The following is a 22750-nucleotide window of genomic DNA, read 5'->3' on the forward strand; positions in this document are numbered from 1 at the left end:
AATCGGTCCTCTCACGTATCTTTCGGTTGCCCACACGAAAGATACATAATTCGATTATTTATCTTCTTTTTTCATAAAAAACTTGTGATGCGGAAGATCCACATTTAATTCCTCTAATTGTTTCTTTTCATTGTCTAAAATCGCTTTTGCTTTTGTTTTTGTTGCCTCATCTAATCCTGCAAAGATGTCTTCATGCTTCTCTTTCTCTGGAAGTTTCACACCTAGTTTCGTTAATTCTTCTTTTGCTTGTTCATGCGTTAACTTTCCGGACTTTTCTTGTTCAAAAATTGACTTCACTTTTTCCTTCGTTGCTTCATCTAAGTCAGCAAGTATGTCTTTATGCTTACCCTTCTCTGGCATTTTCACGCCTAACTTCGTTAATTCCTCTTTTGCTTGTTCACGTGTTAATTTGCCAGATTTCTCTTGCTCTAAAATTGATTTTGCTTTTTCTTTTGTTGCTTCGTCTAAGTTAGCAAACATGTCTCCACGCTTACCCTTTTCTGGGAACTTCACACCTAACTTTGTTAATTCTTCTTTTGCTTGTTCACGTGTTAATTTTCCGGACTTTTCTTGCTCTAAAATTGATTTCGCTTTTTCTTTTGTTGCTTCATCTAATCCCGCAAACATGTCTCCATGCTTACCCTTTTCCGGGAACTTCACACCTAACTTTGTTAATTCTTCTTTTGCTTGTTCTCGTGTTAATTTTCCAGACTTTTCTTGCTCTAAAATCGACTTCGCTTTTTCTTTCGCCTGTTCATCTAATCCCGCAAATATTTCTTTACGTTTTTCTTTTTCTGGAAGCTTTACACCTAGTTCCTGTAACTGTTTCTTTGTATCGTCCATAATCGTTTTTACTTTTTGTTTTGTAGCGGCATCTAAATCTTTTTTCGCTGTTTTTGTCGCTTGCTCAGCTGTTGGAGTATTTGTTGCCGCGAATGCCGGAACACCGACTCCTCCAATGATTCCGAATGATAAAGCACCTGCAATCGCTAAATAACCAACTGTTTTCTTCTTCATAGGAAATTTCCTCCTTCATATTTCTAAAGCATGTACACTTTCGTATACAACGCCAATAGTAATATTGGTTTCTTAAAATTTCCTTAACGATTCAAATAAAAAACACCGCTCGTAATGAGCGGTGTTTCTCTATGCTTTTTGTAATTGTAACTCTTCACGTTCCATTATTTTTCTTAATACAATTGTTTGTGTCATTGTAAATAAGTTACCTGTTATCCAGTACAACACAAGTCCTGATGGCGCCGCAAACCCCATAAATAGAATCATTGCTGGCATCATAATTTGCTGCATCTTTAGCATCTGTACTTGTTCTCCAGGTGTAATATTCGATTGGAAAACTTTCATCTGAATAAATGTCGTTAACGCTGCAATAATCGGTAATATATGATATGGATCTGCATGTCCTAGGTTCACCCATAAAAACGAAGATGTGCGAATCTCTTCCGTTCTACTAATCGCATAATACAAAGCAGAGAAAATCGGCATTTGTATAAAAATTGGCCAGCAACCAGCAAGTGGATTCCAACCGCCTGATTTCATTAGTTCTGACATTTCTTTTTGATACTGCTTTTGTTTTTCAAGGTCTTTGCTTACATCACCGTATTTTTTCTTTAGCTTCTGCAATTCAGGTTGCATTTTCTTCATTTTCGCTTGGCTGCGATATTGCGAAACAGCTAATGGAATCATGGCTGAACGAATAACGAGCGTCATAATAATGATAGCAACCCCGAAGCTAGCTCCCGGTATATGATGAGCAACAAATTGAATCATATACGAGATTGGATATACGAAATAATGGTTCCATATTCCCGTACTATGTGAATCAATTGTGCCTGCATTACTGCAGCCAGATAAAACAAAAACAAGTACTACTGATAAACTAATGAGCGCAGCTCGGTATGATTTTAACATGTTCATTCCTCCAATGTTTCGTAATTATTTAGCGAAACATTGGTGTATACGGACCAACCTCATCATTCTCTTCACTTGATTCTTGTCTGCGTACGGAACGAATCATTCCATATTTATAAAAAATTGAAAATAGCGGTACATTTCCCGCACTATCTTCACATGTATCAACTAACGCAAAAGCTCTTTGTCTACCGCTTGATGCTTGTTGACGCACAAAGCGAGAAACATTAGCAAGGAAGAAAACTTCTAATAAGCAAAGTGCTGTCGTTACAAACGATATATATAGAATTGCATCCTGCAATAAAAATTCCATCGCTTCACATCCTTAATAAGGTCATTTTAGCACATCGGGCAAATATTCTCTATTTCCTTTTATTTTCAAAAAAAGTATTTTGCATATTTTCTCAAGAAAACAATAATTAAGAAACGTTGTATTCGCTTTCTTTAGCATATTCACACACATCAATGAATAGGCTTGATTTATTAGAAATTTATAAAATTTTTGCATTATAATAAAACTATTGCCAGTTTTTGAAAAAACCTTTATTCTCTTCTTGTAATCAAAAATGAATATGGAGATGAAACATACTATGGGTCAACTAGGAGACGCCGATTACGTTCCCGACACCGCCTTTTTATCCTTCCCAGCAGCTAAAACATTTCACTTAGAATTTATGATACAGTTGGTTGTTATTTTTATAGCTTCTATTTTGTATGCAATTTCTATGAATATGTTTTTTATCCCGCATAATATGATTAGCGGTGGATTCGCTGGTGTAGGGATGATTATCGGTTATTTAATGCACTACAATATCGGTGCACTTATCTTTTTACTAAACATTCCTCTTCTTATTTTAAGTCACTTTTACTTAGGCAAGAAGACAACCTTTTTAACAGCTTACTTTGTAGCTGTGTCATCGTTAGCGATGAACATTATCCCGGTACACCAAGTTTCAGACGATATTTTACTTTCTTCTGTATTCGGTGGTGTTATCTGCGGAGCAGCTTCAGGAATTATATTCCGATTTGCTTCTTCAACAGGTGGTTTTGATGTTGTTGGATTGATTGTAGCGAAATATCGAGATGTTTCAATTGGAGCAATCATATTTGTATTCAACTTAATCTTACTTGTAGCAGCAGGTTTTATTTTCGGATGGGATATTACACTTTATACGTTAATTAGTCGATTTGTAGTCAGCAAAGTTATCGACGCTGTGCATACGAAACATATTAAATTAACGATAATGACTATTACAGAAAAAGGCGAGGAAATAAAAAGCGCACTACTACATCACGGCATACGCGGGGTGACAATGGTAGACGCTGTCGGCGGCTATACAAACCATAAGAAAAAAATGATTTACACTGTCGTGACTCGCTATGAGTTAGGCGAAATGAAACGTATTATCCGTCAAGTGGATAACAAAGCATTTATGAACATTACTGAAACAGTTGAAATTGTCGGCCGTTTCAAACGCATATAAAACAGGTTAATAAATTAAAGGGCATAACATATTAGTCATATATAATATGTTATGCCCTTTGTTATTCAACTAACGTACCTTTTAGCATAATAAAATCACTAAGTTTATTACTACAAATCGGAGGATAGCATTCCATATACAATACTATCTGTCCATTCCTCTTTATTCCAAAAATCTTGTATGAAATGGGCTTCCTTTCTCATGCCTATTCGTTCACACAATTTTTGTGAAGCTGTATTACGTGCATCAAGATTAGCCTGTATACGATGTACATTACATTCATTAAATAATTTCAATACCAAACTACTTACTGCTTCTGTTGCCAAACCTCTCCCAGCTACTTCCTTTGCAAAACTATAACCAATCTCAACAGTGTCTTTCATATTTGTGTACCATACGGATAAATCACCAACTACTTTAGTTTTGTATATAACTGCCAAACTTAATATTGTTTCTTTAGTAAGTACATTATTTGCTAGCTTCTTATTAAATCTTTTCTGCATGTCTTCATGGGTCCACTTATTATGTAATAGGAACTTACATGTATCATCACTATTATAAATAGCAAATACATCCTGTAAATCAGTACTCTTAAAAGGTCTAATTATTAATCTTTCTGTTGTGAACTCCAAGTTAGCTCTCCTCCCTTACATTCATGCTATAAAACATTTTTTATAGTATTTAAGCCTCATTCTTAGATCTCACCTTGATTACATATTTCATCATAATAAATTAAAATCCTTCTTCCACTAAACTGCACCGTTAATGGTATTTCCTTACGCTTTTTATTTTTTACACTTATTACAAAATCAGATAATTCTATTATTATGTCCCTAAATGTGTTATAATGAAAGCAGACTCACAAAAAAAAGAGTATATAGACTTGGAAGTTTCTCTTATTTTACAAGCAAAAAGAAACGAGCAGTCGGGTATATTTCAGACACCATACACGTAACGGTTTAAACAACCGATCATCTTAGTTACTCTTCAATGATCTTTTTATAAAAAGATACGTACAATTAAAACTCACTTCAATATACTATACCTACCTTTTTGACTTCCAAATCATCTTATTACATAGGGAGATGAACATATGAATCAATATATACGATATACAATAGCTGTCCTGTTTGCTATTATCGGCGGAACAATCTGCTTCTGGACAAACACTCAGCTTGGAGAGAATATCATCTTTAATGGAATAGAAACGATTGTAAGCGCTTCAATTTTAGGCGGATACATTTACTTCCTCTTCAATCCAGAAGAAAATGCTCAAAAAACAATGTTATTAACAATGATCGGAATCGTTGGTGGATGTATTTCCTACTCAATGACAAACTATACATTACCACTTCAATTAAGCTCAGCTTTCTTCCACGGTCTATGGACTTGGTTCATTGCATTCTGCCTAGCAGACGTATTCAACCTATTACAAGACACTGAAGAAGATAGCGGTCGTCAAATTGAAAGTAACTCTTAAGCTGGAAGATACTCTTCCAGCTTTTTATATTGTTTTGCATATCCCCGCATCACGATAAAAAGAAGTTACCCTCACGGCAACTTCTTTCTCACATACCCCATCCAGTACCAACTGGATTATATCAGCGATTCTCCATATATATCGGCGATTTCTCCACTTATATCAGCGATTTTTTCATTATATCGACCGTTCGACACAGGATATTGACTTACCGGCAATTTTCGGCAACCTATTTATGCTCTATACCCTGCCACTACAATAAAAAGAAGCTACCCAACGGCAACTTCTTTTCCACATACCCCACTTCGTATTCACTAAAATATATCAACGATTTTTCAAATATATCGATCATTTCTCCACTTATATCAACGATTTTTTCATTATATCAACGGTTCAACACAAGATATCGATTTAACGACAACCTTCGACACTCGAAACGCACAATATACCCTATCCCCCAAGCAACTTACTGCCGAACTCTACGATTAAAAAGATAATTAATAGGATCGCGAGTATCTTTAATGCTACATATGCCACTTTAAAAACAACATAAATGAGCAAGACTATCAAAATAATTGATAAAATTTCCATATTTACTTCCTCCAAGCTTTGCTCTTCTTATCTCATTTTACTCGCCCCGGGCTATTTATGGAACGGCATAAGATGACATAGAAAAAAGAGGATACCTCACCCATCGTAAGATACCCTCACCTTCAACTGCTCAAACCATTCTCTTTCTAATTGTAAATATCCCATCTCACTCTTCTCGGCGCTCTTTAATTCTTTATCAGCTTTCTTCATATAAGTATGGGAAGCTTCTAGATCATTCTCTAAATATTTGATAATTCCTTGTGTACGATAATATCCGTTTAAGTCCATTTTTGTAATAGCCTTTGCATGTTCCTTTGCTTCTTGCAAAGAAAGACTATCCACCTGATAAAGGGCTTTATATAAAAGATACCAACTATGAAAACTACTAACGAAAAACTTATTTTCTTTCGTTACAGGTAGTTGAACAATTCTTTCTATATACGGTATCGCTCTTTCCATTCCCTCTTGATCTGCACGAGCAAAAAAGACAAGCATAAGTCTACTCATTATCTCTCTTATCCCTTTATTCTCTTTTATTTTCTCCTCACTCAATTCTACTAATCTTTCATCCCAATCTTTCGGTCTTTTATAACTAAATAACTCACTCGATATTTGAATCTCATATAAATGATTTCTAGCTCTTTCATCATCTTTAATTAAAATAAGAAATTGCATCCCATCACTCATAAGCGTTCCTTTTATCGGCACAATTGTAACCGCAAAGATTGCAAAATGGAAAAAGGAAAAATATAAAAGATATTGATAATAACTCACCATGTATATGTAACCGGAAGTAATACCAAACAGTAAACTCGTAATTGGTCCACCTAAAGTGAGCCACGCCCATTTTTTCGAAAGATTCGGTGTCTCTATAGAAGGTGGTACTAGTGTTGCAACGCCTCCAAAGTAAGCCCATAATTTATTTGCTCGAATGCGTAATTTTCCCTTTTCTTTTTGAATAGTAATGGGTCCTACTGTCATAAATTTAAATGTTAAACCACCTATTACACCAAATACTACATGTCCTAGCTCATGAATGGCTAACACTAATAATGAAATTCCAACTATTGCCCATAGGTTCAAAATTACTTCTAATTTCCCAGTTCGGATTACTCCGTATAAAATGGACAGAATTAACGCCACTGTCATTGAGCCAGCTGGCCTTCTTAAAATATCCACCTTTTTCTCCCCTTAATAAATCATTTTCCTCTGCATTTCGTACATGAACTTCCCAAGATGCAATATCCAAATAAATGAGATTAAGCCAATTAATACAAAATCGATATTACTAGCAGCTGTATATATAACAGCAGCCCACCATACATATGCCAATATTGTATTCGTAAATTCATATGCTTTATATCCAGCCTCATGCACAATGTGCTTTAATCCTTCATCTGCGTTTTTCGTCCACATTTTCATAGATTCCATATACGTTACACCTTGTTCAGGATATAGCTTATTATAACGATTTTTTGTTATGAGTCCGATAATTACTACTGTAGTTAAACAAGCAATAGAAGCTACTAAATTCCACACCGCAAATGAAACATTTGTATCCTGCAACAGTGCACGTCTACATGTAATAACTGCATATACAAACCATGCCTGCGTCACTATATCACCTACACGTAAATATATACTTATAATGCCTAATTTTCTGCCTTGTACGCTCTCTTCTTCATCGCGTGCCTCTGCTAACATACGTGTATTCTTCCAAGTATAGTACATCATTAAAATTCCAAAAATAGTACATATACCTATAAATGTATTGGATGATAATTTTCTCGGTTCATCCGAGAGTAAATTTAAAGCTATATAAGACGTTAAAAATCCTCCTATCATACTTAATGCTATTTTCCCCACAGAATCAAATTGTTTTTTTCTCTTACTCTTCATCGTCCTCTTCCCCCTCTACTAACGTAAATATTTCCTCCACCGGTACATTGAAAATTTGTGCGATTTTTAACGACAATACGATAGATGGTGCATAATCCCCACGCTCAATTAAACTAATCGTTTGCCGTGATGATCCAATCGCTTTCCCTAAATCCCCTTGTGATAAACGATGCTTTGCTCGCAATTCCCTCACTCGATTTTGAAGCTTCATGTCTTCCCTCTTTTTCATTTATTTAATTAAAATTGTAAATAATATCCTTATATTTGTCAATTATAATTGTCATTACGACTATAATAATTGACAAAATACTTATTTCTTATCCTGTATCAAATTCCTATAAAGAATGTAAAATGTGCATTAAACATAGTCTTAAAAATAAAATAAAAAAGGCAGTGCTTTTGCACTGCCTTCCTAAATTCTGACATAGAATGGATTTCATATTAGCTTGCGTTTTGTAGTAATACTCGTTTTAACTGCTTACGGAAACGAATACCTAACGTAACCGCTACAATCACAATAACTCCAAAAATGATTTTACCGATATGACCTTCTAGCACTCCAAAGATATCATGTAAGTTTCCACCTAACCAGTAACCACCGATTAAGAAGAATGATACCCAAAATAGAGCGCCTGAATAAATTGTAATGGCAAAACGACGGAATGGTAAATTAATAATTCCTGCAAAGTATCCTGTGAAATGACGTACACCAGGAATAAAGAAACCAATAAAAATTAGGAAGTACCCATACTTATCAAACCACATTCTCGTCAAGTCAATTTTTCTTTGTGTTAAAAATACGTATTTCCCATACTTTTGAATGAAAGGCATACCTAATTTATTTCCTAAAAAGTATTGAATCGTCATTCCTACACTTGTCCCAATAAAGGATAGAATAATTAAAATCGGTAAACTTAAATCACCCTTATGTGCTAAAAATCCCGCATATGCTAATGTTGGCTCTCCCGGAAACGGAAGTGCAATATATTCTAACAGCAAGCCGACAAGTACAACATAATACCCGTATTGCTGAAATAATTCATGAATCCATTCCATGTCATCTCTCCTTTCAATCACGTACAACTTCTTACTATTATTGTATAAAAAAATTGTCGAAATAACTATCACAATAGCTTACATTTTTATTACATTTTTGTAAGGGTCACACTAATGATTTTCGTTCTTTATTAAATAGTAAAAATTATTTTCCAAGTCGAAATAGCGAAAAGACGCATTAATAACATGCAGATTTTATCCATTTTTTAGCACTAAAAAAGCTCTCTTATTTTGTTCTCAATAAAAAACCATCACAAACTCATGCTAACTTCATATTAGCTTCATATACGTATTGTAAGATTATATCGGAATTTGTTGAAAAATTTAACCAATATATGACTAAGCATTAATTTGAATAAATATAAGTCGTTTTTCGAAATTGAAAAAAGGGTGAATACGAAATGGAAGCATATAAAATGCACGATTTTATTAATACAAATGTTGAATCTCATCAAAATGAAACCGTTTTTAATTTACAAATATGTGAAACAAGTGAATTTGACGTAAGTTTAACAAAATCTACAACACTATCTTTTATCGTTTCAAAAAAGAATATTAAAATTGTCACGAAAAAATGGATTAATTCAAATCAAGAAAGCATGATTGGCAAAAGCTACATCATTCCAACAAAAGCTTTTCACTATTTCTTACCAATCATTTCTGAAAATGAAGATGAGCTAAATATTCAAGTTCAAAGTTTTGGACTACGTGGTGAGCTTTTATTAAATGAAAGATTACTTATTGATAACAACAAACACAACAGCAAAATCACTACATTCTTTGAAACATTAGATGAAAATGTAAATAAAGCATTACGAGGATTACAACTTCATTGTATGTAAGACTATTACGATAGTAAAAGGAGAATAACAATGAAAAAATTATTATTAAGCGCACTATTATCATTAGGATTTTTAACTCTTCCATTCGCTAGTGCAGAGGCAGCTACAACGAAAGATCAATTAATCGTAGACACTCAGTTAAATAAAATGGATTATTATCAGGATGGAAAATTTATAAAAAGTTTTACTGTCGCTACTGGAAAAGCTGCAACACCTACACCTAAAGGCACTTTTCAAATCGTAAATAAAATTAAAAACCGCCCTTATTATACAGGAAAAATTAAAGGCGGCGATCCACGTAATCCACTTGGTGACCGTTGGCTCGGATTAAATATGGCAGGAACTTACGGAACAACTTATGCGATTCACGGAACTAACAATAATCAAGCAATCGGCAAATGGACAACACTTGGTTGTATTCGTATGTATAACAATGATATACACTGGTTATTTGAGCGCGTTCAGCAGCAAGCTACTGTCACTGTAAAATAGCCTAAAAACAAGATTTATGTGTAGCCAAGAATTTTATGTCTTGGCTTATTTTATTTATTCATTTACAGTAGCAAAACAACTGTATTTACATATATAATAGGAATAGATTTGATTAGCTGATATTTAAACATTGATAAACGTAGATATTAAAATTATACAGTTATAATGTTTTATAAATTTTATAATACATACTATAATAGAACTACTGTAATTCTGAACTATTCAGTAACACTAAACTATTCCCCTTGCTACCTTCATGATTATTTTATAGCGGGGGCTTATTATATGTATAAACAATCTGAGTCACTCGAAAAATGATGAATTCGAATATTGCAGTAAAAAGCGTTATTTAGGAGGTGTTACTATGACGCATATACTGGTGATTGAAGACAACCCAGATATACAAGAACTTATTCGTGAATTTCTAATGGCACAAAACTTTACAGTTGATGTAGTTGGTGCTGGAACAGAAGGTATTCTTCTTTTCCAAAAAAATTCATACGATCTTGTCCTCCTCGATGTAATGTTACCAGATATAGATGGCTATAGTATTTGTAAAATTATGCGAGGACAATCTGATGTACCAATCATTATGTTAACAGGCTTACATAATGAAGAAAGTGAAATTAAAGGATTTGAATTAGGTATTGATGACTATATTACGAAACCGTTCCATTACACTGTATTTATTAAGCGTGTAGAGGCTGTATTAAGAAGGGCAGCAACGAAGGAAGCAGAAGCTGCAACTATACTACAATTCCATGAATTGATGTTAAACTCTACAGCATATGCAGCTTATGTTCATGGTAATCAAATTGAATTGACAACAAAAGAATTTGAAATTATTTATACTTTACTGCAAAATCGAGGAAAAGTATTATCAAGAAGTGATTTGTTGAATAAGGTATGGGGCTATGAACATTATGGTGATGTAAGAGTTATAGATACACATATTAAAAACTTAAGAAAAAAATTAGGAATTCCTTATATTAAAACGGTGAAAGGCATTGGCTACAAAATCGAATCGTAGCAAAGACAACATCACCAAAAGTATTTTCATCAAAACCTTATTATTTTGTATTCTTTTATCACTTTGCCTTTATCAAATTATTTACTTTCTAGCTTCAAACTACGATAAAGAACGTTTTGCGAAAGAAAATGGAACGCCGACTACAGAACAGGCCGATTCAGATAAGCAAAACGACGGAAGTAAAACGAAGCAAAATAAAGCTGTGTCAGAGGGGAGCATTTCTAATTTTCAATCTTCTATTATAGATTATAAATCTCTTTCTACAGCTATCAATCACCTTTTGCAGCCTAGCCAAACTGTAAAGGCAAAAGAACATACACAAAATCTTTCGGGGAAAAATAGCACTTCTAATCCGCCTACAGAAGCAGAAAAGAAAGCTGCTAATAATGATGCCTTACATACACAAAATGCAGCAAGTAAAACAAATGATACAAAGGATAATCCAAAGTTAGCAGATGCGTTGCAGCAATTAGCTCCACATATTGGCGCGACAATGCTTGCATTATCACTACTCGGATCTTTAATTTATACAAAACTAATTGCCAAACCTTTTCAATATATGAGCGATGCTTTAAAAGATATTATGAATCTTGATTTCTCAGATAAAAAGCTACTTAACAAAAATACAGATCAAACAGATTTTAATTTGCAAGTAGCTGCTTCACAAGTACCAAATATTGTGAAGAATTTACATGCAAGCAATCAAGATTTAAGAAACGAGCTCAAGAAGGAACAACAATTAGAACAATCTCGTAAAGAATTTATGTCTATGGTGTCCCATGAATTAAAAACACCAATCGCAGCCGTTATGGGACAACTAGATGGCATGATTCACGGAATTGGAGCTTATAAAGATAGAGATAAGTATTTGAAACGTTCCTACGAGATGATGCAAGACATTAACATATTAACGGAAAAAATGTCGGAATTATCCAAAATACAAAACCCTCAATTTAAACCGAATTTAGAAGTCATTTCTTTATCTAATATTATTGAGGATGTTATGAAGAAAGTAGATTACTTTGTATCTGTAAAACAATTAAATGTACAATCTAATATTAAACACGACGTACAAATTTTAGCTGATCCTAAATTTATTCAAACTGCTATTTTTAACATTATTTCAAATGCAATTCATTATACAATTGACCATCAACACGTATATATAAAGCTTTATGAAAAACCAAATGGTTACGCATTAGAAGTATTAAATACAGGTTCACAAATTGATGAAGATAAACTTGCTCATTTATTTGAGCCTTTCTATCGCGCAAATCCTGATAAACACGGGTTAGTACAAGGTAGTGGTCTTGGATTATATATCGTGAAACAAATATTAGATAAACATCAGTTTCCTTACGGGATACAAAACACAGCTCAAGGTGTAAAATGCTCCATTGTATTCCCAAAAGCAATGTAACATTTACTATAATTACATATCCCAAACTCATACTTCATGTGTGAGTGGCGGAATTTTGTAGAGTGTCTTACTCTGTTTCGTTCGCCCGTTATCCTTATTTGGATAGCGGGCGTTTTTTATTACTTAAAAGGAGGATTTTTTTATGGAAAAGTTTAAATATTCATTGCTCGTTTTATTCGGTGCTTGCAGCTACGGCATACTTTCAACTATTTTCAAACTCGGATTCATAAATGGATTTTCAGCACATCAACTACTAGGGGGACAATATGTCTTCGGATGGATTGGACTATTTCTACTCGTTCTTTTCTTTTCACGTCATAAAGTAACAAAAAAACAATTTTTTTCATTACTAACCGTCGGAACAACAATGAGTATGACTGGGATTTTTTATGCTATTTCTGTAGAAGAACTACCCGCATCTATCGCTGTCGTCCTACTCTTTCAGTTCACTTGGATTGGTGTCATTATCGAAGCCATTGCAAATCGAACATTTCCAAGTCGCGATAAGATCATATCTATCCTTATTTTATTTGCTGGTACATTGTTTGCAGGTGGTGTATTTGAAGGCCTCGGACAAAGTTTTTCTACGAAAGGGATTATCTTTGGGCTATTAGCTGCTGTCTCTTTTTCATTCTATGTTTTTGCAAGCGGACGCGTCGCTACAGATGTTCCGCCTTATACAAAAAGCTTTCTTATGACAACAAGTGCTACTATTATCGTATGCCTATTCTTTCCGCCAACCTTTTTAACAGACGGTGCTTTGCAAGCCGGTCTATGGAAATATGCTTTCTTCCTCGGATTATTCGGCGTTGTTGTACCTGTCATTTGTTTTTCAATCGGTGTACCAAAGGTTGGAACAGGACTCGGTACAATATTAGGTGCAGCTGAATTACCAACTGCTATTATCGCTTCTATTACACTTGTACATGAAGTCGTAACGTTCATGCAGTGGATTGGTATTATTTTTATATTGGTTGGGATTTTCACTCCTCAGCTGCTTACGGCTAGGAAAGAAAGGAAACAAAATCGCGTGCATAGCGCTTGAAAAAATACAGAATTTATATAAAAGATATAACTGCAATTAAAATAAGTAAATTTATCTGGAGGTATAAATGACTATTTTAAGCATCGTATTTTTTGCTATTATGTGTATCTTCTTCCTAATAAGATATATGAAAGAAAAGAAATTTTACGATTTACTTCTCGTTCCCGTTTGTATATATGCAGGAGCAGTGAAAACTCCTTTCGTAGAGTACTTAAACTTTAATACTACATTTAAAATAACGTATGATATTGCAGCTATTATTCTTGTAATCCTTGCTGTACTTTTCTTTTTGAAAGATAAGAAAGAGAACCATACTGCATAACAAAAGACCTTTCATTTACTTGAAAGGTCTTTTTCTCTATCTCATTTTACCGCTCCATACAGCTTCTCTATCTCATGCTCAATTTGTTTTACATCGATTCGCTCAAATAATGGCTGTACGCTATCAATTCTACTTGGCAAAGTATTTTGCGGTTCCCAATTTCGTTTCACAATCGACAATGTGTTTCGAACTCTTTCACTTGAAAATGGTAAAAATGGCTCAAGGAGATGGGCAAAATTAGCGATAAGATACACACAGTTATAAATCGTTTCTTCACATGAAACTGGATCATCTTCTCTTTGTTTCCAAGGCTGCTTTTCATCAAAATATTTATTTGCAAAACGTACTGTATCAAATACTGTCTCTAGCGCCACCTTAAATTTAGTTTGCTCAATCGCCTCTCCTACACGCTTATATAATCCTTCTACTTTATCTTTCAGCTCTACTTCAATACTTCCTTTCGGCACGATACCACCATAATATTTTTCAATAAACTTTAATGTCCGGTTCACAAAGTTCCCGTATGCACCTAATAATTCACTATTATGACTGTAAATAAATTCCCGCCATGAAAAATCAGTATCGCGATTTTCTGGTGCGTTGACGGTTAAAAAGTAACGAATAGAATCTGGATCATAGCGTTCTAATATGTCAGGCACCCATACTGCCCAGTTTTTACTTGTAGATAATTTTCTTTTTTCAACTGTTAAATATTCATTCGAAACGATATGACGCGGGATTGCTTCCTCCCCTATTCCAAGTAATACCGCTGGCCAAATGACGGAATGAAACGGAATATTATCCTTTCCGTGCACATAATATGTTTTCGCTTCGCTATCCCAAAACTCTTGATCATCTTTCCCTGTTTCTTCAGCCCAATGTTTACTCGCTGAATAATAGCCTGTCACTGCTTCAATCCATACGTAAATTTTCTTATCTTCATACCCTTCTACTGGAATTGGTACCCCAATTGGCAAATCACGTGATACGGCCCTATCTAGTAATCCTTCCTTTACATATCTCTCTGTTAGTTGAATCGCATTGTCGCGCCATGTCCCTGTTTGTTTGGCAATTTCTACAGTCCTTTTAATTTGCTGCTGAAATGTATGCAATGCAAAATAGAAATGCTCTGTTTCCTCTACAGATGGCGTACTACCACATAACTTACATTTCTTTTCTAACAAATCGAGAGGATCTAAAATAGCAGAACAAGCATCGCATTGATCTCCTCTTGCTGCTTCATGGCAATGTGGACATATTCCTTCTACATAACGATCCGGTAAAAACTGCGTACACGTTTCACAATACGCTTGTTCCACTGTTTTTTTATAAATATGTCCTTCTTCTAATAAACGTAAAAAAACATTTTGAACTGTTTCATGATGGTGCTCACTATCTGTACGTGTATAGCAATCATAAGTAAAACCAAGGCTACGAAAACATCGCTGGAACTCTTCATGATACTTATCAGCAATTTCTTTCGCTGTCACACCTTCTTGCTTTGCTCTAATTGCAATCGGTGTTCCATTACAATCACTCCCTGAAACATACAGCACATTCTCACCTTTTGCCCTGTAATAACGCGCTAAAATATCTCCAGGTAACAAACTCGCAATATGGCCAAGGTGTAACGAACCATTTGCATACGGCCAAGCGCCTCCAATAAAAATACTCATCTTACATTCCTCCTTTTAAATATAAAAAGCCCCGCCCTTATCTTAAAAAAGATAAGGGCGGGGCTGTATAAACAGTCGCGGTACCACCTTATTTCGCTAATTACTCACATAATTAGCCTTAACAAGTACGGAGCAATATGCTCTTATACTGTGGTTTTGATAACGAGTACCAACTCTCGTCGCCGCCTACTATTATCATTTGATAAGTTCAGGACGAAGCTCAAAGGCCATTGTTCAAATGAATATTCTTGCTTCTTCTCAGCTACCGAAGCTCTCTGGAAAGAATGTGTTCATCCTACTTTTCCTTTTCAACGCTTTTACGTATAAAAAGTATTGTACGACTTAATCACGGAAAAATCAAACTTTTATCCAGAAAGAAAAGGAAATCCCATCCCCCTGCCGAATAACTATACGTTCACAAAAGGAGTGATAACATTGAATCAAAAACAACTAAGCACTATAAATGAAAAAAGCTGGAATGCAGCTGCTTATGAAGCTTGGACGAATCGCCACGGGGCACCAGCTGATTATGCGAAAAAAATCATGAAAGATCCCACGCGCGAAGTAGCACATTATTTACCTTACATAAAATCCCCAAAAGGAAAATGTATTATTAATTTACTCGGCTCAAAAGGAAATAAAGCTGTCGCACTCGCCCTTTTAGGCTCTGACGTAACAGTTGTTGATATTTCAGCAAGTAATGCAAAATATGCAAATGAACTTGCTGATGCCGCAGGCGTCTCTATTCATTACATCGTTTCTGATGTACTAGATGTAAATCTCTCCAAATCATTTGATATCGTATTACTGGAACTTGGTGTACTTCATTACTTTCTAGATTTAAAACCACTTTTCACAACAATCTCTCAACTACTAAAGCCCGGTGGAATACTTATCCTTCGCGATTACCATCCAATATACACAAAGCTATTAGGAGTAGACCATCCATCATTTCGAGCAAGTGGAAATTATTTCGATGAAGAATTAATTGAAGATGATGTTGCTTATAGCATCCTTCTTACAGAAGCACAGAAAGAATCGCTACCTAAAACAACCATCCGTCGCTGGACGTTAGGAGAAATCATTACAACACTCGCGGAAGAACATTTTAAAATTGAAAAACTAGTTGAAGAACACGGACCTCATCAAAGATGGCTCTTCCCTTCTACTGCACCGGAAAGAATCGAAGAACGTATCCCTGGTCTATATACAATAATTGCGACAGCATGCAAAAAAGGATCCCTTCACGGATAGGATCCTTTTTGCATGCTCACGCATATAAGTTGAGGTTGGAGATTACCATAATTCTGTAGAATAGGACACAAGATATTTCAACATTTCGTCTCTGACTTACGTCGTCAAAAAGGGGTATGACCAACATAACGAAGAGTAATGTTTTAGTTGATACTGATAATCGTTATCAACTAATTAGAAGTATACATGATGTCATTTCAAATTTCAATAGCATTTCTAATATTTATTTATGAATTTTATGATATGCAAATGTATACATTTTAAGAACTTTTTCTAATATCAATCTGACTCCTTCCATTATCTGCTATAATTTTCATTGAACAGATTAATAACTTCATAATAATGTTTTTATTAATTTCGTTTTAAATATCTATAAATCATAATAAACAGTTTAAACAAGGGTAGGGGTAACGATGAAATATGTTAGTATTCGAAAAAAACTACTGTTCACACTCTTAAGCATTTCTTCTTTATTTAGCATTGCTCTTATTGTTATTCTTTCATTCGCCATGAATCAAGCAAGTGAAATCGAAACGTTAAAAAATGATGTATCAAAAAGAGCGACGATTTTAAAAGAACGTGGCGATTGGTTCCAAGCACAAGTTGCTGGTTTACAAGAATATTTACTATCACATGATCAAAAAGGATTAGATAAGTTCAACCGAGAAGGGAAAAAATTAGCTGATACTAGAGAGAAAGTAACAAGTGACAAGAAGCTCCCAGAAGGAATGAAAGAAGCTATTTTAATGGGGGGAAAATGGCGTAGCGTCATAGATAATGAGGTACTACCTCTTGCTCGTGAAGGAAAATGGGACGAAGCATCCAAAATTGCTTTAGCACAAACAGATTATGTAAATGATCTTTTAGGTCGTTTTAATAAATATACAAATGAAGAGAATGAGAAACGTGACGCATTAATTGCTGACGTCGAGTCTTCTTCATCACTTATTCAATATATTATTTTCTTCTCACTCATTACATGTACATTAACGTCTATTTTATTAGCATGGTGGTTCTCTGGTAAACTCGTTAAACCAATTCGACAAATTGATGAGAAGTTAAAAGAATTAGCTTCTCAAGATGGAGATTTAACGGCTAGATTACACGTAACAAGTAAAGATGAAATAGGTGACATTGCAAATTCCTTTAATCAAATGCTCACTAACTTACAGCTTATAATAAAACAAGTTCAACAAACATCAACAAGTGTAAAAGAAGCTTCCGAAAATGTATTTATCGAAACGACTGCTTCTATGGAAAATACCGCAAGGACCCAAGAAACTATGAATGCTCTTGAACACAATATTCGTTCACAAGTTTCTAGCATTGAAGAAAGTTCAACTGCAATGGATGACATGGCAACGAGTGTTCAGCGTATCGCTGAGTCCGCCTCTTCTGTTACTAGTTTAGCTGTTACAACTTCAGAAAAAGCAGATGATGGGAATAAAGTCATTGAGAAATCTATTACACAAATGCACACAATTAACGAAGCTGTTAACGCTACATCACAAGTAGTTGAGCGACTCATTACACATACAAATCATATCGATACTGCACTTCAATCTATTTCGAATATCGCCGAGCAAACAAATTTACTCGCTTTAAATGCTTCTATTGAAGCAGCTCGTGCTGGTGAACATGGCAAAGGATTCGCTGTTGTTGCTGATGAAGTTCGAAAACTTGCTGAACAATCTCAACTAGCCGCAACTGACATTAACCATTTACTGCATCAAATTCAAGCCGATACTAAAATAGCAAATGACATGATGACACAAGGTCAAGCAGAAGCTTCTGAAGGAATTACTGTTATTCGTACTGCCGGATCTTCATTCTCAGAAATTGTTAACCACATTAACAAAGTCTCTACGCAAATGCAAGAAATGTCTGCAACTGCTGAAGAGATGGCTGCAAGCTCTGAAGAAATGAACGCAGCTTTAAATAATATCGCCTCTATTTCAAATGAAGTTGCTGCAGAAACATTACAAACAGCACATTCAGCTGGTGATCAAGTAAACAAAATGAGTATCGTGGCTAACAAATCATCTGAAATGAAAACAATCGTACAAGAACTTGAAGTTCTCGTCTCTCATTTCAAAACAAACGCTTAAAGTGAACCTTTCGCTTGTAATGACACAAGCCCAAAGGTATAGGAAAGAAAATTTTACAGTCTCTCTTTTTTCAATTTAAAATATCTCTTTCTATCTCTCATTCCGTCTGCTATAATTCCTAAAGGAAATAAGAAAGCTTTATTCCAACTGGAGTAAAGCTTTCTTTCAATTTTTTACATTTATTAATTCTAATACTAAGATTTCACAAAGGAGGCTTTTAATTATATGAATTTTGTAAGTATCAGAAAAAAACTTATGTTCATGATGGGAACGATTTGCGCTTTATTTGGCATCGCCTTAGCTTTTATTTTATTTTTTGCTATTGACCAATCTCGTAAAGCTGAAACATTACAAAAAGAAATTTCTCCACTGGCAACAGAATTGAAAGAACGTGGAGACGCTTATCAAGTACAGCTATCTGCTTTAAGGGGTTATTTACTACAACATGATCAAGTCGAATTAGACAAGTTTAATGAGATGAGTAAACGTCTTGAGGATTCAAAAGATAAACTTCTTTCTAATCCAAATCTTCCTTCGTCCGTAAAAAGTACAATGGAGTTAGGGTCTACTTGGAGAAAGTTCGTTGAAGAAAAAGTATTCACTCTTGCAAAAGAACAAAAATGGGAAGAAGCTTTACAAGTAGCTTCTTCAGAAAACGGAACGGTCTATAAAGTAATTGGTGACTTCACAAATTACAGTAATGAACAAGCTAAATTACGTGAACAATCTATTGAACAAATTGATCAATCTTCACTAGGAATTGAATATGCAGTCTTTCTATCACTTGTTATTTGTATTGTCGTTGCAATTATTCTTGCATGGTGGTTCTCTGGTAAACTTGTGAAACCAATTCAACAAATTGATACAAAACTAAAAGAATTAGCCTCTCAAGAAGGTGACTTAACGGCACGTCTACAAGTAAATAGCAACGATGAAATCGGTGCTATCGCAACATCATTTAATAAAATGTTAGAAAACCTACAACATATCATTAATCGCGTTCAAAAAACATCAGTGGAAGTACAAACCGCTTCTGAAAATATGCTAGAAAAAACGAATACATCACGTGAGGCGACATTAAGAGTCCAAAGCTCGATGTCCAACTTAAATGCAAGTATTCAATCACAAACTTCTAGTATGGAAGAAAGTTCAACTGCAATGGACGATATGGCAGTAAGTGTTCAGCGTATTGCTGAATCTGCTTCATCTGTAGCGGAACTTGCTGTTGCCACATCTGAACATGCTAGCGATGGAAGTACCGTTATCCAAAAATCTGTTTCACAAATGACAACAATACACGAAGCTGTAAATGCTACGTCAGAAGTGGTTGAACGTCTAATCACTCATACGAAATATATTGATACTGCTGTACAATCTATTTCTAATATTGCTGAGCAAACAAACTTACTTGCTTTAAATGCTTCTATTGAGGCTGCTCGTGCTGGCGAGCAAGGAAAAGGATTTGCTGTCGTAGCTGACGAAGTTCGAAAACTTGCTGAACAATCTAAAACAGCTGCAACAGACATTAATCAATTACTACATCAAATTCAAAATGATACAGAAACTGCTAGCTCTATGATGTCTCAAGGCCGTTCTGAAGCATTTGAAGGTATCAATGTTATTCGTGAAGCTGGTACTTCTTTCACAACAATTGTGGAACAAGTAAATAAAGTATCTACTCAAATGCAAGATATATCAGCAACTGCTGAAGAAATGGCTGCAAGTGCTGAAGAAATGAATGCTTCACTTAATAACATCGCTTCTATCTCTACTGAAGTATCCAGCGAAACTGCCGCAACGGCACAATCTGCTGAACAGAAAGTTATCGTTATGAATGAAATGACAGTAACTGCTAGAAAAATGAAACAAACAGTTGAAGAGTTAGATCAGCTCGTATCTCATTTTAAAACAGAATAGATGTTCAAAAAATATCCCTCTTGCGAAGAGGGATATTTTTTTGAGCTCATTTCCTGCACATTATGCTCATTTCCGTTATAATGAGAATCGATATCATTAAAGTGTAGGAGGGGCTGCTTATGTCACAAGAAGCATTTGAAAATAAATTACTTGCCAATTTAGAAGCTGTTATTGACCCTGAACTAGGTGTTGATATCGTTAATCTTGGATTAGTTTATGATGTTACAGCAGATGAAAATAATAATGCTGTCATTACGATGACTATGACTTCTATCGGTTGTCCAATGGCTGGGCAAATCGTATCAGACGTTAAAAAAGTATTATCAACAAACGTACCTGAAGTTAATGAAATAGAAGTAAATGTCGTTTGGAATCCGCCCTGGTCGAAAGAACGTATGTCACGTATGGCGAAAATCGCATTAGGTATTCGCGACTAAATAAAGTGGAAATTTCATCATTTGCGGATAGCGGGATAAAGAAAAGACCTGACTAGGATGTCAGGTCTTTTCTCTTATTATTTTACACCTACTGCATCATAAGCTTTCGTTACAGCTTGTACAGCTTTAGAGTTTTTACCGTATAAATCTTCAGCTGACTGAAGTGCCGCTTGACGCATCATTTTGAAGTCAGAGTTTGCAGTTAAATATTTCGTAAGAGCACGGTAGTAAATTTTTTCTGTCGCTTCACGGCCCACTCCAGTTACTTTCACGCCGTAATGATCCCCGCCTTCAGAAACTAAATAAGCAGCTTTATTATTAATACTACTGTTAATATGAACGCCGCCATTATCAGCTGTTCCAGTGTAACGTTTACTATAGTGATCTGGGTAACCTTCACTTGGTTTTAATGGGTTTGGAATAGACGCTGGGTCTTTAAGAGAGCGAAGCGCATCACCAGGTTTATCAGGTGTATAAATATCAGCACCTAAATCCCAGCTCTTCTTCTCAACCATAACACCCATAATATCAGATAACGATTCATTTAACGCCCCTGACTCATTTTTGTAAACAAGGTTTGCTGTATGTTCAGTTACAGCATGCGTTAATTCGTGACCGATAACATCAAGTCCAGCAGATAATGGAATGAAAGTTTTTCCATCTCCATCACCATACATCATTTGCACACCATTCCAAGCTGCGTTATTCCAAGCTGTACCTACGTGAACAGTTGAAATAAGCTTCGCACCTTTATCATCGAAAGAGTTACGATTAAATGTCTTTTTGTAGTAATCATATACTTTCCCTGCATTTACATGCGCATCAACTGCAGCTTTATCTTCGAAGAACTTAGATTTACTTTCAACTTCTTCTCCTGTATATCCAAGCCATTGTGAGAATAAATTAAACCAGTTCTCGTCCATATTTTCTGCATCAAATGTATGAATGCCTTGTCCTCGTTTACCATCAAACAAGTTGAATTGTCCTGTTTTCGTATCTTGAGCAATTTCAAATGATTGTCTAGCACCTAATACTCCGTAACCAAATCCAGTAATGTTATCTACAGCGTTATATTTCTCAATAACATTTCCATTCGTTGCATCAACAAAATAATGCCAATATCCTGGAGCTGGTTTTGAAATCGATGCCTTAACTAAGTATGCAAGGTAGTAATTACCGTCCTTTTCATATACAAACAAATCTTTTTTCACACCGTCATAACTCTTTACTTTACCAATTTCTTTCTCAATATCTGCCTTTGCAATCGTTTCTGCTTGTTCCGCAGTAATGCTTGCAGCTGCAGGAATATTTTTATCATCTAAATTCGGAATAACTTGTCCGAAGAATGCTTTTACATTATTCTCTTTATCAAGTGTAACAGTTTGATCAGAACCGTACACAGGAATGTTATTATGTTTCTCAACTAGCTTCACATGTGTCGTATCAGATTCAGCGTCTTTTTCTTCTCCAACGATATTAAAATGCTTTTCAATATTTCCTGCTAATTTAAACATATCTTTCTTACTCTCTAAGTATTGAAAGACTGTCTCTTTTTTATCTAGTCCTTCCGGTGCTTTCCATTCTTCACCTATGTATGCAGGTGTTTTAAATTCTTGATGATATTGAATTTTTTGTTCTTCCGCTTTCGTTGTCGTTGCCCCAAACGCTCCAAATCCCCCGGCGATAACAGTTAACGCTAATGCTGATGAAATGACTTGCTTTTTCACTATAACATTCCCCATTCCCATAAAGATTTTTGACACTTTTA

The 22750-nt window shown here is 35.0% G+C and carries 23 protein-coding genes and 1 other annotated feature; of the genes, 12 read left to right on the plus strand and 11 right to left on the minus strand.

From position 1 onward, the window contains the following. Window positions 1-54: 54 nt before the first annotated feature. The 3 genes from BHV55_RS25080 to BHV55_RS25090 all read right to left on the minus strand — a co-directional run bounded on the left by BHV55_RS25080 (window position 55) and on the right by BHV55_RS25090 (window position 2242). Window positions 55-1017, minus strand: a complete 963-nt coding sequence (locus BHV55_RS25080) for a hypothetical protein (RefSeq protein ID WP_070757751.1) — start codon at window positions 1015-1017, stop codon at window positions 55-57. A gap of 129 nt (window positions 1018-1146) precedes the next feature. Continuing rightward, the gene (locus BHV55_RS25085) at window positions 1147-1929 is read right to left on the minus strand and encodes a membrane protein insertase YidC (RefSeq protein ID WP_000920519.1); all 783 of its coding nucleotides are present in this window, start codon (window positions 1927-1929) and stop codon (window positions 1147-1149) included. A gap of 28 nt (window positions 1930-1957) precedes the next feature. Further along, window positions 1958-2242, minus strand: a complete 285-nt coding sequence (locus tag BHV55_RS25090; RefSeq protein ID WP_000394930.1) for a hypothetical protein — start codon at window positions 2240-2242, stop codon at window positions 1958-1960. 277 nt (window positions 2243-2519) lie between these two features. Between BHV55_RS25090 and BHV55_RS25095 the strand changes: the two genes are divergently transcribed. Next, window positions 2520-3413, plus strand: a complete 894-nt coding sequence (locus tag BHV55_RS25095) for a YitT family protein (RefSeq protein WP_000530044.1) — start codon at window positions 2520-2522, stop codon at window positions 3411-3413. Between the two features lie 110 nt (window positions 3414-3523). On the opposite strand, the gene BHV55_RS25100 is transcribed toward BHV55_RS25095, so the two are convergent. Then, window positions 3524-4045 (minus strand): GNAT family N-acetyltransferase, encoded by a 522-nt coding sequence (locus tag BHV55_RS25100; RefSeq protein WP_000397306.1) that lies wholly within the window; start codon window positions 4043-4045, stop codon window positions 3524-3526. 461 nt (window positions 4046-4506) lie between these two features. On the opposite strand from BHV55_RS25100, the gene BHV55_RS25105 reads away from it, so the two are divergent. Then, on the plus strand, window positions 4507-4893 hold the full coding sequence (locus BHV55_RS25105) for a DUF3938 domain-containing protein (protein WP_070757749.1): 387 nt from the start codon (window positions 4507-4509) through the stop codon (window positions 4891-4893). Window positions 4894-5343: 450 nt separating this feature from the next. Here the strand turns inward: BHV55_RS25105 and BHV55_RS25110 are convergent, their stop codons facing one another. The 5 genes from BHV55_RS25110 to BHV55_RS25130 all read right to left on the minus strand — a co-directional run bounded on the left by BHV55_RS25110 (window position 5344) and on the right by BHV55_RS25130 (window position 8439). After that, window positions 5344-5484, minus strand: a complete 141-nt coding sequence (locus BHV55_RS25110; protein ID WP_000404758.1) for a DUF3985 family protein — start codon at window positions 5482-5484, stop codon at window positions 5344-5346. 96 nt (window positions 5485-5580) lie between these two features. Further along, window positions 5581-6633 (minus strand): site-2 protease family protein, encoded by a 1053-nt coding sequence (locus BHV55_RS25115; protein WP_070757794.1) that lies wholly within the window; start codon window positions 6631-6633, stop codon window positions 5581-5583. A 42-nt stretch (window positions 6634-6675) separates the two neighbouring features. Then, entirely contained in the window at window positions 6676-7383 is a 708-nt protein-coding gene (locus BHV55_RS25120) for a DUF3169 family protein (RefSeq protein WP_000837712.1), read from the minus strand. After that, entirely contained in the window at window positions 7373-7594 is a 222-nt protein-coding gene (locus BHV55_RS25125; protein WP_000776168.1) for a helix-turn-helix transcriptional regulator, read from the minus strand. Before BHV55_RS25125 ends, BHV55_RS25120 begins: the two co-directional genes overlap by 11 nt. Window positions 7595-7824: 230 nt before the next feature. Beyond that, window positions 7825-8439 (minus strand): DedA family protein, encoded by a 615-nt coding sequence (locus tag BHV55_RS25130; protein ID WP_000454754.1) that lies wholly within the window; start codon window positions 8437-8439, stop codon window positions 7825-7827. A 401-nt stretch (window positions 8440-8840) separates the two neighbouring features. Here BHV55_RS25130 and BHV55_RS25135 point away from each other — a divergent pair, with 401 nt between their 5' ends. The 6 genes from BHV55_RS25135 to BHV55_RS25160 all read left to right on the plus strand — a co-directional run bounded on the left by BHV55_RS25135 (window position 8841) and on the right by BHV55_RS25160 (window position 13590). Then, entirely contained in the window at window positions 8841-9281 is a 441-nt protein-coding gene (locus tag BHV55_RS25135) for a DUF3978 family protein (protein ID WP_000388768.1), read from the plus strand. 30 nt (window positions 9282-9311) lie between these two features. Then, window positions 9312-9773 (plus strand): L,D-transpeptidase, encoded by a 462-nt coding sequence (locus BHV55_RS25140; RefSeq protein WP_000735058.1) that lies wholly within the window; start codon window positions 9312-9314, stop codon window positions 9771-9773. A gap of 364 nt (window positions 9774-10137) precedes the next feature. Continuing rightward, complete coding sequence (locus tag BHV55_RS25145; protein ID WP_000148833.1) at window positions 10138-10803, plus strand: response regulator transcription factor; 666 nt, start codon at window positions 10138-10140, stop codon at window positions 10801-10803. After that, window positions 10781-12223 (plus strand): sensor histidine kinase, encoded by a 1443-nt coding sequence (locus BHV55_RS25150; RefSeq protein ID WP_000201976.1) that lies wholly within the window; start codon window positions 10781-10783, stop codon window positions 12221-12223. Before BHV55_RS25145 ends, BHV55_RS25150 begins: the two co-directional genes overlap by 23 nt. A 142-nt stretch (window positions 12224-12365) precedes the next feature. Then, window positions 12366-13268, plus strand: coding sequence for an EamA family transporter (locus BHV55_RS25155; protein WP_070757747.1), 903 nt, complete (start codon window positions 12366-12368; stop codon window positions 13266-13268). Between the two features lie 67 nt (window positions 13269-13335). Further along, window positions 13336-13590: a hypothetical protein gene (locus BHV55_RS25160; RefSeq protein WP_000154132.1), complete on the plus strand. Its 255-nt coding sequence runs from the start codon at window positions 13336-13338 to the stop codon at window positions 13588-13590. 41 nt (window positions 13591-13631) lie between these two features. Here BHV55_RS25160 and metG read toward each other — a convergent pair whose 3' ends face one another. Beyond that, window positions 13632-15266 carry a methionine--tRNA ligase gene (gene metG / locus BHV55_RS25165; RefSeq protein ID WP_070757744.1) on the minus strand — a complete coding sequence of 545 codons (1635 nt, stop codon included), beginning with the start codon at window positions 15264-15266 and terminating at the stop codon, window positions 13632-13634. Between the two features lie 50 nt (window positions 15267-15316). After that, window positions 15317-15587: a binding site (T-box leader), on the minus strand. 114 nt (window positions 15588-15701) lie between these two features. On the opposite strand from metG, the gene BHV55_RS25170 reads away from it, so the two are divergent. The 4 genes from BHV55_RS25170 (at window position 15702) to BHV55_RS25185 (ending at window position 20982) form a co-directional block, all read left to right on the plus strand. Further along, entirely contained in the window at window positions 15702-16520 is an 819-nt protein-coding gene (locus BHV55_RS25170; protein ID WP_001072233.1) for a class I SAM-dependent methyltransferase, read from the plus strand. Window positions 16521-16933: 413 nt separating this feature from the next. Beyond that, on the plus strand, window positions 16934-18628 hold the full coding sequence (locus tag BHV55_RS25175) for a methyl-accepting chemotaxis protein (protein ID WP_000878441.1): 1695 nt from the start codon (window positions 16934-16936) through the stop codon (window positions 18626-18628). 225 nt (window positions 18629-18853) lie between these two features. Next, window positions 18854-20545 (plus strand): methyl-accepting chemotaxis protein, encoded by a 1692-nt coding sequence (locus BHV55_RS25180; protein ID WP_001012195.1) that lies wholly within the window; start codon window positions 18854-18856, stop codon window positions 20543-20545. 119 nt (window positions 20546-20664) lie between these two features. Further along, complete coding sequence (locus BHV55_RS25185; RefSeq protein ID WP_000076422.1) at window positions 20665-20982, plus strand: metal-sulfur cluster assembly factor; 318 nt, start codon at window positions 20665-20667, stop codon at window positions 20980-20982. A 77-nt stretch (window positions 20983-21059) separates the two neighbouring features. On the opposite strand, the gene BHV55_RS25190 is transcribed toward BHV55_RS25185, so the two are convergent. Continuing rightward, the gene (locus tag BHV55_RS25190; RefSeq protein WP_000745121.1) at window positions 21060-22709 is read right to left on the minus strand and encodes a M4 family metallopeptidase; all 1650 of its coding nucleotides are present in this window, start codon (window positions 22707-22709) and stop codon (window positions 21060-21062) included. Window positions 22710-22750 lie beyond the last annotated feature (41 nt).

The sequence above is a fragment of the Bacillus sp. RZ2MS9 genome (assembly GCF_001816185.2).
Taxonomy (GTDB): Bacteria; Bacillota; Bacilli; order Bacillales; family Bacillaceae_G; genus Bacillus_A; species Bacillus_A cereus.